Below are 15,866 nucleotides of genomic sequence, written 5' to 3'. Positions count from 1 at the left end.
TCCTCCTAACTCCATCTTGCCCTTATATATTCTCTAACCTTACCATCCAATTCAATTACGTTATCTAAAGTAACCTTCTTTCCTTTTTCATCTTTAAATACTTTTAGTGCTTCCTCTATTATTTCTGGTATATTTATAAATTTTATTTTTCTTTCTAATAACAAGGCTACAGCTTCTTCATTAGCACCATTTAATATACATGGAGCTAACCCACCTTCAATTCCAACCTTATATGCAAGCTTTAAACATCTAAATGTATCTAAATCTGGTTTTTCAAAAGTTAAACTTTCAACTTCATAAAAGTTTAGTCTTTTTGCAACAGCATCTTTTCTTTCTTTTTTATTAATTGCATATTGTATTGGCAATTTCATATCTGTTGATCCTAATTGAGCTATAACACTTGCATCTTTGTATTCTACCATTGAATGGATTATACTTTGAGGATGTACTACTACCTCAATATCTTCATATGGACAATTAAATAAAAAATGAGCTTCTATAACTTCCAATCCTTTATTCATAAGCGTAGCTGAATCTATAGATATTTTTTTACCCATATTCCATTTTGGATGCTTTAAGGCATCTTCTACAGTAACATTTTTTAAATATTCAATGTCCTTTCCTCTAAAAGGTCCTCCAGAAGCTGTTAATATTATCTTCTTTATATCTTTTTCAGTATATCCATTTAAAGCTTGGAATATAGCACTATGTTCTGAATCAACAGGTAAAATATTTACTCCCATTTTCTTAGCTTTTTCCATAACTAATTCACCAGCAACTACTAAAGTCTCCTTATTAGCCAATGCTATATCCTTTTTAGCTTCAATTGCTTTAATAGTTGGTCTTAAGCCTATCATTCCAACAACTGATGTTACAACCATATCTATCTCACTTAATGTAGCAATTTTCTCTAATCCCTCTATACCTGAATAGACATTTATATTAAGGTTATTTGATGTACAATATTTCAAAATATCTTTAGCACTTTTTTCATCCATCATAGCTACGTATTTAGGACTAAATTCCTCTATTATCTCTATTATTTTATTTACAGATGAATTAGCACTAATACCTATTAGTTTAATTTCATTATTAGAATTTCTAATTACATCTAAGGTTTGAGTACCTATTGAGCCTGTGGCCCCTAAAATTGAAATGTTTTTCATATTTGCCTCCTAGTTTCTTTTGATTTAACTACTGTAAATCATATCCTTTGCAATTATACTATAAATTGGACCTGCTATTATACCAATAAATCCAAACATATTTACCCCTATATAAATAGATATTATTACAATTAATGGATGAATTTCAAGCTTACTACTTAAAAATTTTGCTTCTAAAATTTCTCTAATAAATCTTTCCAAAATGTACAATGAAATTAATCCTATTACTAATAAATATCTCTTTATTATAATATTGTATATTATTATAGGTAGAAAAACAATTGTTGTTCCTACAAAAGGAAGTATATCTAAAATAGCACATAAGCTTCCTAAAAACAAACTATTATGTATTCCTAAAATTTTAAACCCAAATGTTATTATAAAAGCACTTAAAAATATCAATCTAAGTTCTATCTTAAAAACTTCCTTTAAATTTTTCATTTTTTCAAAAAAGTTCACTATAATTTTAGGCGGTAATAAATGATTTAATAAATCGTAGATTTTATCTTTATCTGTTAATATAAAATAATTAATAATATTAGCTAATAAGTAAGAAATAACACCTTCTCCCGTTAAAATAGCACCTTGCATTATCATATTACTATTTAAAAATCTACTTAAATTTTCTAATGTTTTATTTATATCTAAATTTAATAGCACTTTAATGCTATTTATAAAAGTATCTAAATCCATTCTATTATTTCTATAAAATTTATAAAATAATTCAAGTATTCTATTTCCAAAGTAAAAAACTATTACAAATAATACTAAATTTATTAATAATATGCTTATAATAGCACTAATTGATTTTGGAAAATTACATTTTAATATAACTTTGTATATGGGATGTGTTGTAAATACCATAACCAATACTACAAAAAAAGATTTAAAATAATTCTTAATTATTATAGTTATAACTGAAACTATAATAAATGTAATTATTAAATTTATTATTTTGCTATATGTATTATAAAATTTCATGGCACTATTCCTCCTATAATTTCATACTATAGATTATATTAAAGTTTTTTATAATACATGACTTTTACAGTAATTAATATAAAAAAGAAGTAAATATGTTATATTAGTTGCTCCGACACAAGGATAAAGCCTCTCTAACACAACAAATTTACTGATACAAAATAAAGATAAAAATTTATTAATAAGGTTAATCTCCTTATTAATTCCTAAAATATAAAAATAATAAGGAGCTAGTTCAAACTAACTCCTTACCTTTACTTCTCATAAATATTAAATATTAAATTCCTATAATAAAAGTTAAATAGTAAAATACTACAGCCGAATTAAATAAAATTGAGTCGAATCTATCTAAAATTCCACCATGACCTGGTATTAAATTACTATAATCCTTAATACCAACATATCTTTTTATAGATGATGCAACTAGATCTCCAAATTGACCCATTATTCCGCATAAAGCTCCTATTAAAAAGAAATGAATTATTTGAACTTCCAGAACATATGGGGCAACTATAATTCCAAATATTCCACAACCAATAGTGCTACCTAATAAACCTCCTATTGAACCTGCAATAGTTTTTTTAGGACTAACTTCTGGGCATAATTTTTTCTTTCCTAAATATTTTCCTGAATAATATGCAGCAGTATCACATACCCAAGATCCAATAAATATAAGCCAAACTAGGAATTCTCCTGAAGCCTTATTATTTACTAAAGGAATAAAGCTAAACAAAATTCCTACATATAAAAATCCTAATAAGGTAATTGCAGAGTCTATAAAAGTATACTTTAAGTTAATTACTGGTATTACTAATAAAACTATAGTTGCTAATACAACTATGTACATTATATATTCAAAATTATTTCCAGTTAAATAAAATATAATTAGAAGTAGATATCCCATTATAGGAATTGGATTAAACTTCTTTTCTTTTAAAGCCTTATAAAACTCATATAATCCACATACTGATAAAACTATAGTAAATGCCTTAAGCCACATACCTCCTAGTAATATAAACAGTATAAATGGTGCAATCATAGCTGCTCCTATATATCTATTATTTAATTTCATTTCTCCACCTCAAATACTATACTCCGCCATATCTTCTATCCCTATGTTGATAATCATATATAGCCTTTCTTAAGTGTTCTTCTTTAAAGTCAGGCCAACAAACATTAGAATACCAAAACTCTGAATATGCACATTGCCATAATAAGAAGTTACTAATCCTTTGTTCACCTGATGGTCTAATAATCAAATCTGGATCTGGTATATTAGAAGTATATAAATATTTTTCAAATAATCCTTCATTTATATCACTAATATTTATATTTCCATCTTCAACTTCTTTCGATACCAATTTTACTGCTCTAATTATCTCATCTCTTCCACCATAATTAAATGCTATATTTAATACTACTCCAGTATTATTTTTAGTTATTTCGATAGCATTTGAAACTTCTTTTTGAGCATCTATTGGAAGTTTAGTTATATCACCTAATATTTTAATAACTACACCATTTCTGTTTAATTCAGCTAATTCACTTCTTAGATATTCAACCAATAGCTTCATCAAAGCAGAAACTTCATCATCAGGTCTTTTCCAATTTTCAGTTGAAAATGCATAAAGAGTTAAAAATTTAACCCCTAAAACATGTGCTTCCTTTATAACTCTTCTAATTGTTTCTACACCTGCTTTATGCCCAACAGTTCTTGGAAGCTTTCTCTTCTTAGCCCATCTTCCATTTCCATCCATTATAATTGCAATATGCTTAGGTATATTATCTTTATCTAAAACTATTTCTTTTTCTTCATTTTTATTTTTACTAGTTTTAAAAACATCTAACATAATTTTATGTTACCTCCATCATTCTATATGGAAAAAACCTGCTGAATTGCAGGTTTTAAATTGACATAATCTCTTTTTCTTTTGCCGCAACTAAAGTATCTACTTCTTTAACGTAAGTATCTATTATTTTTTGAACTTTATCTTCAGAATTCTTAAGTTCATCTTCAGTTATATCACCATCTTTTTTAAGAGCCTTAACCTTATCATTAGCTTCTCTTCTTATAGATCTTAAGGCAACTTTTGCTTCTTCTCCAGTCTTTCTAACAACTTTAACTAAATTTTTTCTAGTTTCTTCTGTTAATTCTGGTACTACTAATCTAATTACACTACCATCATTAGATGGATTAATACCTAAATCTGAAACTAAGATTGCTTTTTCAATTTCTTTAATTAAACTTTTTTCCCAAGGTGAAATTACTAACACTCTTGGCTCTGGTGCTGATATATTAGCTACTTGGCTTAATGGACATGGACTTCCATAATAATCAACTTTAATTCTATCTAACATTGTTGGGTTGGCCCTACCAGCTCTTAAAGTTGAAAGATCAGATTTTAATACTGAAATAGTTTTTTTCATTTTTTCTTCTGCTTTTATAATAATATCCTTAATCATAATAACCTCCTATTTTTTAGATGAAACTAAAGTTCCTATTTCTTCACCAGAAATAGCTCTTTTTATATTTCCCGGTTCTTCTAATCCAAATACTAAGATTGGAATATTATTATCCATACATAAAGATGTTGCTGTTGAATCCATAACTTGTAGTCCTTGTTCAAGAACTTCTATATAAGTAAGTGTATCATATTTTTTAGCATCTGGGTATTTATATGGATCTTTATCGTAAACTCCATCAACTTTCTTAGCTAGAAGTATTACATCTGCTTCAATTTCTGCTGCTCTTAAAGCTGCTGTAGTATCAGTTGAGAAATATGGGTTTCCTGTACCTGCTGCAAATATCACTACTCTTCCCTTTTCTAAATGTCTAACAGCTCTTCTTCTTATAAACGGTTCTGCTATTTCTTTCATCTCTATAGCAGTTTGAACTCTAGTCATTACACCATGTTGTTCAAGTGAATCTTGTAGTGCTAAAGCATTTATACAAGTAGCTAGCATTCCCATATGATCAGCTTGTGATCTATCCATACCTTCGCCACTTCTACCTCTCCAAATATTTCCTCCGCCTACTACTAGCCCAACTTCTACACCCATATCTACTAAATCTTTAACTTCTAATGTAATTCTTTTTATTATATCAAAATCGAATCCAAATCCATTTACTCCTGCTAAAGCTTCACCAGAAACCTTAAGTATAACTCTTTTATATTGACTCTTTTCCATTCTTAGTACCTCCATATATATTAGGTTGTTTCCTAAAAAAAGAGAACACAATATGTGTTCTCCTTTGTATTACTTACTCATCTTAGCTACTTCTTCAGCGAAGTTATCTTCTACCTTTTCGATACCTTCTCCTCTTTCGAATCTTACAAACTTATTTATAGTTATAGGAGAACCAACTTCTTTTGATTTTTCTTGAAGATATTTGCTTATGCTCTTATCCCCATCTTTTACCCAAGCTTGATCTAAAAGACATACTTCTTTGTAGTATTTTTGAATTCTTCCCATTACCATTTTTTCTACAATGTTTTCTGGTTTTCCTTCATTTAAAGCTTGAACTCTGTAGATTTCTTTTTCTTTTTCTAAAGCTTCTGCATCTACATCTTCTCTGCTTAAAAATGCTGGGTTAGCAGCAGCTACTTGCATACAAACATCTTTAGCAACTTCCTTTAATACGGCAACATTATCAGCTTCACAGTTTAATTCAACTACAACACCTATTCTTCCGCCACCGTGGATATAGCTTTCAACCACTCCATTAGCTACATTGAATTTTTCAAATCTTCTTACAGTCATGTTTTCACCTAACTTAGCTATTAAAGCAGTAAGTGCTTCAGAAACTGTACTATTAGCATCGTACTTTTCAGTTACGAATTCTTCTACAGTTGTAGCTGAGCTAACAGAAGCCATTTCAGCTAATCTAGTAGCAAAATTTACAAATTCTTCATTAGCAGCAACGAAGTCAGTTTCACAGTTTAGTTCAACTATACCAGCTGATTTGCTATCTTCTGATATGTAAGTTTTTACTATACCTTCTGCAGCAACTCTTCCTGCTTTCTTAGCAGCTGCAGCAAGACCCTTTTCTCTTAATATTTCAACGGCTTTTTCCATATCTCCTTGAGCTTCTGTTAAAGCCTTTTTGCAGTCCATCATTCCTGCGCCAGTTTTTTCTCTTAATTCTTTAACTGATTGAGCAGTTATCATAATGTTAATTCCTCCCAACTTATTGTAAACCTTATTATTTAGGTTAAAAGGTAAATGAGAACTCTCACCTACCTTTTATTTTATTATTCAGCTAATTGTTCGCCTTGTCTTCCTTCGATTATACCGTCAGCAATTTTTGCAGTTATTAATTTAACAGCTCTTATTGCATCATCGTTACCTGGAATTACGTAATCTACTTCTTCTGGATCACAGTTAGTATCTACTATACCTACTACTGGAATTCCTAAAATCTTAGCTTCTGATATAGCATTCTTTTCTTTTCTAGGATCAACAACGAATATAGCTCCAATGTTGCTAGCATCTAAGTTCTTAATTCCACCTAAATTCTTTTCTAGCTTTTCCATTTCGCCTTTTAACTTAATAACTTCTTTCTTAGGTAAAACTTCAAAAGTTCCATCCTCTTCCATAGTCTTTAAAGCTTCTAATCTGTTAATTCTAGTTCTGATAGTTTTGAAGTTTGTTAACATACCACCTAACCATCTATTGTTAACGAAGTGCATGTTTGATCTTATTGCTTCTTCTTCGATAGCTTCTTGAGCTTGCTTCTTAGTACCAACAAATAAGATATCTTTTCCTTCTGCTGCAACTTCTTTAATGAAATCGTAAGCTTCATCTACTTTTTTAACAGTCTTTTGAAGATCTATTATATATATTCCATTTCTTTCTGTGAATATATAAGGAGCCATCTTAGGGTTCCATCTTCTTGTTTGGTGTCCAAAGTGTACACCTGCTTCTAATAATTGTTTCATTGATATAACTGCCATTTTTCTACCTCCTGGTTATTTCCTCCATTACCTTCTTATAAAGCTTCCTTTTTAGGCACCGTCTTTATAAATTGGATAATGTGTGTATTTCTTACCTTTGTTAGTATAACATAAGCTTATTATAGTATCAACATTTTTTTAATTTAAATCTTAATAAAAAAGTACTTCTATTAATTTCACTTATTCTGTTGCAATCCCCAAAGCATCACAGAATTAATATAAGCACTTCAAAGCTTATGGACAGAAATTATAAAAAATTATTCAAAGGATAACCTACTTATAATTTCTAAGATAATAAAAAAGAAAATATTTTTATAAAAAAGCGTTAAATTACTTAAGTAACTTAACGCCTTTATTTTATGTTAATTTATCTTTTTTAATTCATCTAGTAATTTTTCATTTAAAATCTTAATATGAGTTCCCTTCATACCAAGAGATCTAGATTCTATTACCCCTGCACTTTCAAACTTTCTTAATGCATTTACAATAACACTTCTTGTTATTCCAACCTTATCTGCTATCTTTGAAGCAACTAATAATCCTTCATTTCCTTCTAACTCTCCAAAAATATGTTCAACAGCCTCAAGCTCTGAATAAGATAAAGTTCCAATTGCTAATTGAACTACTGCTTTCTTTCTAGCTTCTTCTTCAATTTCTACTTGCTTAGCTCTTAATATTTCTAATCCAACTATAGTTGCACTATATTCAGCAAGAATTAAATCTTCATCTGTAAAGTTTTCTCCAAATCTTGCAAGTATTAAAGTACCTAATCTCTCTCTATTACCTATTATAGGTACTATAGTAGTTATTTTATTTTCCATTATGCAGTTTCCTTCATCTTCAAAAACACATAATCCTTTATTAGATAAATTAGCCATAGTTTCATGGATATTCAACAAACTTTCATTATACTCTTTTGGGAATCTCTTTTCATCTACCACTTGCTTTTTCATTATATCACATTCAAAATTTTTAGAAAATGTATAACCAAGCACTTTACCCTTTCTACTTGTTACATATACATTACAGGATAAAACATCACTTAACAATTCACATATATCTTCAAAAGCTACTGGGTCTGTTCCAGACTTTTGTAATATCTTGTTTAACATTCTAGTTTTATTTAATAATGATGACATCAATTCTTCCTCCTACGAATACTCCGTTAAATTTTTAGAAAATTTAAAATTATATAAATTTTCCAAAAACGTCTTTATTACTTATTTATACTATCATAGGAAGTTTCTATTTTCAACAAATTTCTTTGTATTTTCGACATTACTTTAAAAAATTATTCATTTTTTAAAGTGTAACCATTTTCTTTTTTTATTCTTCATTATTTCCCTTAACTATGTTAATAACTTTATTACAATTTGAATCTGAACATTGGGCATAATTTCCTTTAGTTTTACTATATTTTAACACCATATAAGATCCACAATCTGGACATTTATCTTTTAATGGTTCATTCCAACTTACAAAATCACATGATGGATAATTAGCACATCCAAAGAACTTCTTACCTTTTTTACTTTTTTTAGCTAATACCTTTCCTCCGCATTTAGGACATGGTGCTTCAATTTCTTCCACAATAGGCTTTGCATTCTTACATTCAGGATAACCAGGACATGCTAAAAACTTTCCATATCTTCCATGCTTAATAACCATCATTCTACCACACTTATCACAAGGTACATCGCTTACTTCATCCTCTATAACCACCTTAGATATTTCTTTTTCAGCTTTTTCTAAAGCAATTTTCAATGGACTAAAGAACTCACCCACTACTTTTTTCCATTCTTCTTGACCTTCTTCAATACAGTCTAAGTTCCTTTCCATATCAGCTGTAAATTCTACATCTACTATTTGCTCAAAATATTCACTCATAATATTATTTACAATAAACCCTAGTTCAGTTGGAAACAAATTCTTCTTTTCTCTGTTTACGTAGTCTCTACTTAATAAAACAGAAATTGTTGGAACGTAGGTACTTGGCCTTCCTATTCCCTTTTCTTCTAGCAATTTAACAAAAGAAGCTTCAGTATATCTTGCTGGTGGTTGGGTGAAATGCTGTTTACCATCTATATTTACCTTACTTAATTCATCATTTTCATTTAATTCTGGTAAAGAAACATCTTCTGTGTCCTCTTCTGTTAAATATTCATAAAGCTTCATAAATCCATCAAACTTTATTCTAGATCCAGTTGCTTTAAATTTATAATCTCCGTTCATTATTTCAATACTATTAGTATTTAATTCACAAGAAGCCATTTGGCTTGCCATAAATCTATTCCAAATTAATGAATATAACTTATATTGCTCTGAAGTTAGTGAATTTTTTGCAATTTCTGGAGTTATTTCAATTACTGAAGGTCTGATAGCTTCATGAGCATCTTGAATATTTTTCTTACCTTTATATACTCTAGGCTTACTTGGAGCATATTCTTTTCCAAAGTTAGAATTTATAAAATCTAAAGCTCTTTCTTGAGCTTCATCTGAAATTCTAACTGAATCTGTTCTCATATAAGTAATTAGACCAACTGTTCCATGTCCCTTTACTTCTACGCCTTCATATAAAACCTGAGCAATAGACATTGTTCTTTTTGTCATAAAATTTAACTTTTTTGATGCTTCTTGTTGAAGTGTACTAGTAGTAAAAGGAGGTAGTGGATTTTTTACCTTAGTTCCTTTTTTTACTTTACTAACTATAAACTTATCATTTTTAAGTTCTTCTATAATTTTTTCTGTTTCTACCTTAGTACTTATCTCAATTTTCTTTCCTTTATATTGAATTAATTTAATTGGAAATTTTTTTCTATCTTTAGTTGCTATACAATCAACAGTCCAGTATTCTTTAGGTTCAAACTTTTTTATTTCTTCTTCTCTATCACAAATAAGTTTTAAAGCAGCTGATTGAACTCTCCCAGCACTTAATCCCCATTTAACATTTTTCCATAAAATCGGACTTATTTCATATCCAACAAGTCTATCTAAAATCCTTCTTGCTTGCTGTGCATCTACTAAATTATTATTTATTTGCCTTGCTTCTTTAATAGATGATTTTACTGCAGTTTTTGTTATTTCATTAAAAACTATTCTACATTTTTTATCTTCTGGTATTTTTAAAATATTGGCTAAATGCCATGATATAGCTTCTCCTTCACGGTCAGGGTCCGTTGCAAGATATACTTTATCCGCCTTTTTAGCTGCTTTTTTTAATTTAGCAATTAAATCACCTTTTCCCCTAATAGTTATATATTTAGGATTAAAATTATCTTCTATATCAACGCCTAATGTACTTTTCGGCAAATCTCTTATATGTCCCATAGATGCTTCTACTGTATAATTCTTACCAAGATACTTTCCTATAGTCTTAGCCTTTGCAGGCGATTCTACTATTACAAGATTTTGTCCCATATATCAAACTCCATATTGTTTGGAGTTTACACCCCCTTTAATTCATATTGATTTAGCATAATAATTGCCTGGAAGACAAATAATTTCATTTCTATTTTGCATTTCAAATAATAACTCAAATAATACCTTTCTGTCAACATTTACAGATTTCATAATATCATCTATATGCTTAGGTTCACTATTTATTGCCCCTAAAAGCATAGATTTATAGCTATTTTTTACTTTTTTTATATCATTTTCTTTTCTTATATTAAAAAAATCATATAAATCCTTCATTTCAGTAAAAGGTGTTGCCCCATCTCTAATTAATTTATTACATCCTTCACTATTCCCATTTATAACAGGTCCTGGTATTGCCATAATATCTCTTCCTAAATTTAAAGCATAGTTCACAGTAATTAAACTTCCACTTTTATCTGTAGCTTCTATTATAACTAACTTTTTACTTATTCCACTTATTATTCTATTTCTCCTTGGAAAATTATAAGCAAATGGTGGTGTATTAGGCAAATATTCAGATATTATAAGTCCTCCAGATTTAAGTATTCCTTCATATAAATATTTATTGCTCTTAGGATAAACTACATCTATCCCACAGCCTAGAACACCTATTGTCTTTCCTTTAAAATTTATAGCACTTTTTTGAGCTATAGAATCTATTCCAGCTGCTAAACCACTCACTACCGTTATGTTATTCTCACTTAATTCTTTTCCTATAATTTTTGCAATTTCTGCACCATAGATTGTGCACTTTCTTGCACCTATTATAGCAGCTAAATCTCCTTTTAGTAAGTCTAAGTTCCCTTTATAAAATAATACATATGGTGGATCATCTCCGTGATTTAAATCTTCTGGATACTGCTTTGATTTAATTGTAATATATCCAATACTATTATTATTTATGTAATTACTAAAGTTCTCAATTTTTTCTTCAGTAATTTCATCTAAAGCTTTCTTTTTAAACTCTTTTATATTATTCTTATTTTTTCTAATAGTTTCTTCATTTTTATATTTCTTAAGCAAATTAACTTTCTTTACATTAGTTAAATTTAATAGAATAAACCAAATCTCATCTTTTCTCATTTTAATTCCCCTTTAAACAATTTCCCCTTCTATATTTTTCCTATATCCTAAAGCCTCAAAAATATGATATTCGCATACTTCTTCACTACTATCTAAATCTGCTATAGTTCTTGACACTTTTAAAATTTTATCGTATCCCCGCATAGTTAAATCAAATTTTTCATAATAAGTTCCTAATAAATTCTTAGCAGAACTTGATATTTTAAATAAAATTTCTATATCTTTTCCCTTAACCTCTGAATTGTAATTATATTTTTTATTCTTATATCTAAAATTTTGTATTTCTCTTGCTTTAAGTATATTTTCCTTCATTTTTTCAGAAGTTAAATTATCAGAACTCTTACTTATATCTTCATATTTTAATCTAGGCACATAATTTAATAAATCTATTCTATCTAACAAAGCTCTAGATAATCTCCCCATATATCTTTTTCTTTCATTTTCGCTACAAACACATTTTCCATCTCCAATGCCACCTCCTAGATAAAGTCCACAGGGGCATAGATTACATGCTGCTATAAGCAAGAAGTTACTTGGTAGCTTATATGTCCCATTTAATCTGTTAATATTTATAACTTTTTCCTCTAAAGGCTCTCTTAAAACTTCTAATACATCTCTTTTAAATTCTAAAATTTCATCTAAAAACAATACCCCATTGTGAGCTAAAGTTATTTCTCCAACCTTTATCTCCTTTCCTCCTCCAGCTAAAGCAGTTCTCGTTATAGTATGATGAGGGTTTCTAAAAGGTCTAAATATTCCATCTTTTCCAGAAAGCAATCCAGAAGCACTATATATCTTTGCTATTTCCATTTCTTCATAATGATTTAAAGGAGGCATAATAGATGGCATAGCCTTAGCAAGCATAGTTTTTCCTGATCCCGGTGATCCATATAATAAAACATTATGCTTACCTGCTGCTGATATTTCCATTACTCTTTTAGATGCTCTCTGTCCTACTATCTCCCCATAATCAAAATAGTCTTTTCTTTCAATTTTCTTTTCATCTTCAAAAATATAAGGTAATAAATCTTTATTATCAATAAAGGAAATCACCTCATTTAAAGTTTTAAAAGGATAAAAATTACCTATATTAAAATATCTAAGCTCATTTAAATTATTTAACGGAAATATAAAATTATTTTTTTTATTATTTTCTCCTTCAAAAATGATAGGTAGTATTCCCTTTATTTCTTTTAAATCTCCTGCTAAAGAAAGCTCTCCCAAAATAATAAAATCATTTAAATTTCTTTGTGCTATTTGATTTGATTTCATAAGTATACCTAAAGCTATTGGTAAATCTAATAACGATCCTATTTTTCTTATATCTGCAGGTGCTAAATTAATTGTTATCCTTCCTAATGGAAATTCATAACCACTATTTACTATTGCTGATCTTACTCTTTCTTTTGATTCTTTTACTGATGCATCTGGTAGTCCCACTATGCTAAAACTTGGCATTCCTTTGTTTATATCTACTTCAACACTTACAAGTATTCCATCTAGTCCGTTATGTGTTGCACTTATAATTTCTATTGACAAATCACTCACCTCTTTAAAGATTATTGACAATAAAAAACATTTGTTAAACATTATTTTCATGAATTTTTTATAATATTTAGGTCAATATTCTTAATAGGTGATATTATGAAGAAATTTAATAAAGATATAGGCTCCTATGGAGAAGATTTGGCTTTAAACTATCTAAAAAGAAATAATTACTCTCTTATTTTTAAAAATTTTAGAACTTCAAATGGTGAAATTGATATAATATGTAAATCTAAAGATATTATAGTTTTTATAGAAGTAAAAAGTAGGTACAGCTATCACTTTGGTACTCCTGGTGAAGCTGTTACCTACTATAAACAAAAACAAATTATAAATATATCAAAATACTTTTTATTTAAATATAAATTATTAAATTATAATTGTAGATTTGATGTTATAGAAATTTATTTTAATAACAATAATGAATTATATACTATAAACCATATAGAGGATGCCTTTAGAGCATATTAATTTATTCTAATATATTTTTTAAAAATGACATTCTATGTATTTTACAAGGTCCAAAAGTCTTTAGCCCCTCTATATGCTTTGTTGTCCCGTAACCAGCATTTTCTTCAAAACTATAATGAGGAAATTCTTTTGAATACTCCTTCATTAAGTTATCTCTATAAACCTTAGCTAAAATAGATGCTGCTGCAATAGATGCTGATTTTGCATCTCCTTTAATAACTGATTTATTTTCTATATTTATTCCTTTAACTAAATATCCATCTGATAAAACTAAATCTGGTTTTATACTCATTGAATTACACGCCTCTAAGAAAATATCATTATTACAGTAGGCTATTCCCTTTTCATCAATTTCAGTATTTGATCTTTCTGCAATATAATAGGCTAAGGCTTTATCTTTGATTTCCTTAGCTAGCTCCTCTCTTTTCTTTTCAGAGAGTTTTTTTGAATCATTAAGCCAAAGAATAAAGTCATCTTCAATTAAATTTAAATCTAAAATAACAGCACAAGCTACTATAGGTCCTGCTAAAGGTCCTCTTCCTACCTCGTCTACTCCAGCTACATATGTATAATTTCCAAAACCTTTATCAAAATTATACATTTTTTTTACTCTTTCAACTTCCTTCTTTATTTTATCTATTTCTTTTTTAAGCCTTTCGCTTAAAGATTTAACATTCTTTCTTTTATCTAAAGCCAATTTATCAATTAAATACACAAGCTCTGCATTATATTTTTCTTCAATTATATTTATATCATCTACAAAACCTTTGATTTCCTTATAACTTAAAGCTTCTATATCTTTATTTAATATTTCCATATTACTCCTCAACTTCTTCATTTGGATATTCTAATGAAATATTTCCTATCTTACCACCTCTAAATTCATCTAGTAAGATTACTGCAATTCTATTATAATCTATATCTCCCCCCTTAACTAAGCAACCTCTTTTTCTAGCAATACTATTTAAAGTTTCTAGTGGATCTTCATTGATATCTGATATTTTATATCTTTCAATAATATTATTTTTATAATGTTCTTGTAATCTCTTCACTAAGTTATAAGAAAGTTCTTCTATATCCATAATTTCATCTTTTATAGCACCTGTAAATGCTAAATTAAGAGCAGTTCTATCATCTTCAAATTTAGGCCATAATACCCCAGGTGTATCAAGCATTTCAATATCCATTTTAGTTTTAATCCATTGTTTACTTTTAGTAACCCCAGGTCTATCCCCTGTTTTTGCAATATTATTTTTTGCCATTTTATTTATAAATGTAGACTTTCCTACATTAGGTATTCCAACTACCATAACTCTCATTTGAATTTTTACTAATCCCTTAGCTTTTAATCTATCATGTTTTTCCTTTAATAATATATCTAAAGTAGGCTTAATTTGATTTAATCCTTTACCAGTTAAGCAATTCACTTCTAAAACTTTAACATTATCAGAAGATAAATGATTAATCCACATTTTAGTAGCTTTATTTTCTGATAAATCACTTTTATTCAAAAGTATTATTCTAGGTTTACCTTCACATAGCTTATCTATGTCAGGATTAGCAGAACTTCTTGGTATTCTTGCATCTCTAATTTCTATTACTGCATCTACTAGCTTTAAATTTTCTTTTATCTCTCTTTGAGTTTTTTTCATATGACCTGGAAACCAATTTATTTTACCCATTTTCATTTCCTCCGTACTAAACTTTTATTATTATTATATCAAAATTTGATTATATAAATCTTATTTTATAAAAAAGAAAAAGGGACTTATAAAAGTCCCTTACTTAATCATTAGATATTATCTAACGTTTAATTCTTTAACTTTAGCAGCCTTACCTACTCTATCTCTTAAGTAGAATAACTTAGCTCTTCTAACTTTACCTTTTCTTACAACTTCCATTCTATCAATGATTGGAGAGTTCATTGGGAAAGTTCTTTCTACTCCAGTTCCGTAAGCAACTCTTCTTACAGTGAAAGTTTCTCTTAATCCACCGTTTTGCTTCTTAATAACTGTTCCTTCAAACATTTGGATTCTTTCTCTTGATCCTTCTTTGATCTTAACATAAACTTTAACAGTATCTCCTACGTTGAAGTTTGGTAGATCATTTCTTAATTGTTCTGCTTCAATAGCTCTTATTATTTCGTTCATTGTGTAGTCCCTCCTTAAATTTTTATTAGACGTTCTTAACAAATTCTTGACAGAGGAGCGCCCGTACTAACACAAAGGTAATTCTAACATAATTATTC

16 protein-coding genes are annotated in these 15,866 nt (G+C 28.5%); 1 reads left to right on the top strand and 15 read right to left on the bottom strand.

Annotated elements, in window-relative coordinates:
• Positions 1–5: 5 nt before the first annotated feature.
• From dxr to ACQPVP_RS10020, 12 genes are all read right to left on the bottom strand, one after another.
• Positions 6–1,166 carry a 1-deoxy-D-xylulose-5-phosphate reductoisomerase gene (dxr, locus tag ACQPVP_RS10075; protein ID WP_430849607.1) on the bottom strand — a complete coding sequence of 387 codons (1,161 nt, stop codon included), beginning with the start codon at positions 1,164–1,166 and terminating at the stop codon, positions 6–8.
• Positions 1,167–1,190: 24 nt separating this feature from the next.
• Entirely contained in the window at positions 1,191–2,147 is a 957-nt protein-coding gene (locus ACQPVP_RS10070) for an AI-2E family transporter (RefSeq protein ID WP_430849605.1), read from the bottom strand.
• Between the two features lie 277 nt (positions 2,148–2,424).
• On the bottom strand, positions 2,425–3,219 hold the full coding sequence (locus ACQPVP_RS10065; RefSeq protein WP_430849603.1) for a phosphatidate cytidylyltransferase: 795 nt from the start codon (positions 3,217–3,219) through the stop codon (positions 2,425–2,427).
• 16 nt (positions 3,220–3,235) lie between these two features.
• Positions 3,236–3,997, bottom strand: a complete 762-nt coding sequence (locus ACQPVP_RS10060; RefSeq protein ID WP_430849601.1) for an isoprenyl transferase — start codon at positions 3,995–3,997, stop codon at positions 3,236–3,238.
• A gap of 55 nt (positions 3,998–4,052) precedes the next feature.
• Positions 4,053–4,610 (bottom strand): ribosome recycling factor, encoded by a 558-nt coding sequence (gene frr / locus ACQPVP_RS10055; RefSeq protein ID WP_430849599.1) that lies wholly within the window; start codon positions 4,608–4,610, stop codon positions 4,053–4,055.
• 9 nt (positions 4,611–4,619) lie between these two features.
• On the bottom strand, positions 4,620–5,336 hold the full coding sequence (gene pyrH, locus ACQPVP_RS10050; RefSeq protein ID WP_430849597.1) for a UMP kinase: 717 nt from the start codon (positions 5,334–5,336) through the stop codon (positions 4,620–4,622).
• Positions 5,337–5,405: 69 nt separating this feature from the next.
• Positions 5,406–6,317: a translation elongation factor Ts gene (gene tsf, locus ACQPVP_RS10045; RefSeq protein ID WP_430849595.1), complete on the bottom strand. Its 912-nt coding sequence runs from the start codon at positions 6,315–6,317 to the stop codon at positions 5,406–5,408.
• A gap of 83 nt (positions 6,318–6,400) precedes the next feature.
• Positions 6,401–7,102 (bottom strand): 30S ribosomal protein S2, encoded by a 702-nt coding sequence (rpsB, locus tag ACQPVP_RS10040; protein ID WP_430849593.1) that lies wholly within the window; start codon positions 7,100–7,102, stop codon positions 6,401–6,403.
• 362 nt (positions 7,103–7,464) lie between these two features.
• Positions 7,465–8,241, bottom strand: coding sequence for a GTP-sensing pleiotropic transcriptional regulator CodY (gene codY / locus ACQPVP_RS10035; protein ID WP_430849591.1), 777 nt, complete (start codon positions 8,239–8,241; stop codon positions 7,465–7,467).
• A gap of 187 nt (positions 8,242–8,428) precedes the next feature.
• Complete coding sequence (gene topA, locus ACQPVP_RS10030; protein WP_430849589.1) at positions 8,429–10,519, bottom strand: type I DNA topoisomerase; 2,091 nt, start codon at positions 10,517–10,519, stop codon at positions 8,429–8,431.
• Between the two features lie 42 nt (positions 10,520–10,561).
• Positions 10,562–11,602 carry a DNA-processing protein DprA gene (dprA, locus tag ACQPVP_RS10025; protein WP_430849587.1) on the bottom strand — a complete coding sequence of 347 codons (1,041 nt, stop codon included), beginning with the start codon at positions 11,600–11,602 and terminating at the stop codon, positions 10,562–10,564.
• A gap of 12 nt (positions 11,603–11,614) precedes the next feature.
• A complete protein-coding gene (locus ACQPVP_RS10020; protein WP_430849585.1) occupies positions 11,615–13,141 on the bottom strand; it encodes a YifB family Mg chelatase-like AAA ATPase in 1,527 nt (508 codons plus the stop codon).
• A 105-nt stretch (positions 13,142–13,246) separates the two neighbouring features.
• Here ACQPVP_RS10020 and ACQPVP_RS10015 point away from each other — a divergent pair, with 105 nt between their 5' ends.
• Positions 13,247–13,618, top strand: a complete 372-nt coding sequence (locus ACQPVP_RS10015) for a YraN family protein (RefSeq protein WP_430849583.1) — start codon at positions 13,247–13,249, stop codon at positions 13,616–13,618.
• Position 13,619: 1 nt separating this feature from the next.
• On the opposite strand, the gene ACQPVP_RS10010 is transcribed toward ACQPVP_RS10015, so the two are convergent.
• The 3 genes from ACQPVP_RS10010 to rplS form a co-directional block, all read right to left on the bottom strand.
• Complete coding sequence (locus ACQPVP_RS10010; RefSeq protein WP_430849581.1) at positions 13,620–14,435, bottom strand: ribonuclease HII; 816 nt, start codon at positions 14,433–14,435, stop codon at positions 13,620–13,622.
• A gap of 1 nt (position 14,436) precedes the next feature.
• On the bottom strand, positions 14,437–15,300 hold the full coding sequence (gene ylqF / locus ACQPVP_RS10005) for a ribosome biogenesis GTPase YlqF (RefSeq protein WP_430849579.1): 864 nt from the start codon (positions 15,298–15,300) through the stop codon (positions 14,437–14,439).
• 117 nt (positions 15,301–15,417) lie between these two features.
• Entirely contained in the window at positions 15,418–15,768 is a 351-nt protein-coding gene (gene rplS, locus ACQPVP_RS10000; RefSeq protein WP_430841100.1) for a 50S ribosomal protein L19, read from the bottom strand.
• Between the last annotated feature and the right edge of the window lie 98 nt (positions 15,769–15,866).

This window comes from Clostridium nigeriense (assembly GCF_050585265.1).
In the GTDB taxonomy this organism is placed as follows: domain Bacteria; phylum Bacillota; class Clostridia; order Clostridiales; family Clostridiaceae; genus Clostridium; species Clostridium nigeriense_B.
Note: the sequence above shows the minus strand (reverse complement) of the source record. Positions and strands in the feature narration are given on the sequence as shown.

What these genes read in the sequence shown, in the direction of transcription:
- dxr (WP_430849607.1), bottom strand. Translation starts at nt 1,166, where the DNA reads ATGAAAAACATTTCAATTTTAGGGGCCACAGGCTCAATAGGTACTCAA.
- ACQPVP_RS10070 (WP_430849605.1), bottom strand. Translation starts at nt 2,147, where the DNA reads ATGAAATTTTATAATACATATAGCAAAATAATAAATTTAATAATTACA.
- ACQPVP_RS10065 (WP_430849603.1), bottom strand. Translation starts at nt 3,219, where the DNA reads ATGAAATTAAATAATAGATATATAGGAGCAGCTATGATTGCACCATTT.
- ACQPVP_RS10060 (WP_430849601.1), bottom strand. Translation starts at nt 3,997, where the DNA reads ATGTTAGATGTTTTTAAAACTAGTAAAAATAAAAATGAAGAAAAAGAA.
- frr (WP_430849599.1), bottom strand. Translation starts at nt 4,610, where the DNA reads ATGATTAAGGATATTATTATAAAAGCAGAAGAAAAAATGAAAAAAACT.
- pyrH (WP_430849597.1), bottom strand. Translation starts at nt 5,336, where the DNA reads ATGGAAAAGAGTCAATATAAAAGAGTTATACTTAAGGTTTCTGGTGAA.
- tsf (WP_430849595.1), bottom strand. Translation starts at nt 6,317, where the DNA reads ATGATAACTGCTCAATCAGTTAAAGAATTAAGAGAAAAAACTGGCGCA.
- rpsB (WP_430849593.1), bottom strand. Translation starts at nt 7,102, where the DNA reads ATGGCAGTTATATCAATGAAACAATTATTAGAAGCAGGTGTACACTTT.
- codY (WP_430849591.1), bottom strand. Translation starts at nt 8,241, where the DNA reads ATGTCATCATTATTAAATAAAACTAGAATGTTAAACAAGATATTACAA.
- topA (WP_430849589.1), bottom strand. Translation starts at nt 10,519, where the DNA reads ATGGGACAAAATCTTGTAATAGTAGAATCGCCTGCAAAGGCTAAGACT.
- dprA (WP_430849587.1), bottom strand. Translation starts at nt 11,602, where the DNA reads ATGAGAAAAGATGAGATTTGGTTTATTCTATTAAATTTAACTAATGTA.
- ACQPVP_RS10015 (WP_430849583.1), top strand. Translation starts at nt 13,247, where the DNA reads ATGAAGAAATTTAATAAAGATATAGGCTCCTATGGAGAAGATTTGGCT.
- ACQPVP_RS10010 (WP_430849581.1), bottom strand. Translation starts at nt 14,435, where the DNA reads ATGGAAATATTAAATAAAGATATAGAAGCTTTAAGTTATAAGGAAATC.
- ylqF (WP_430849579.1), bottom strand. Translation starts at nt 15,300, where the DNA reads ATGGGTAAAATAAATTGGTTTCCAGGTCATATGAAAAAAACTCAAAGA.
- rplS (WP_430841100.1), bottom strand. Translation starts at nt 15,768, where the DNA reads ATGAACGAAATAATAAGAGCTATTGAAGCAGAACAATTAAGAAATGAT.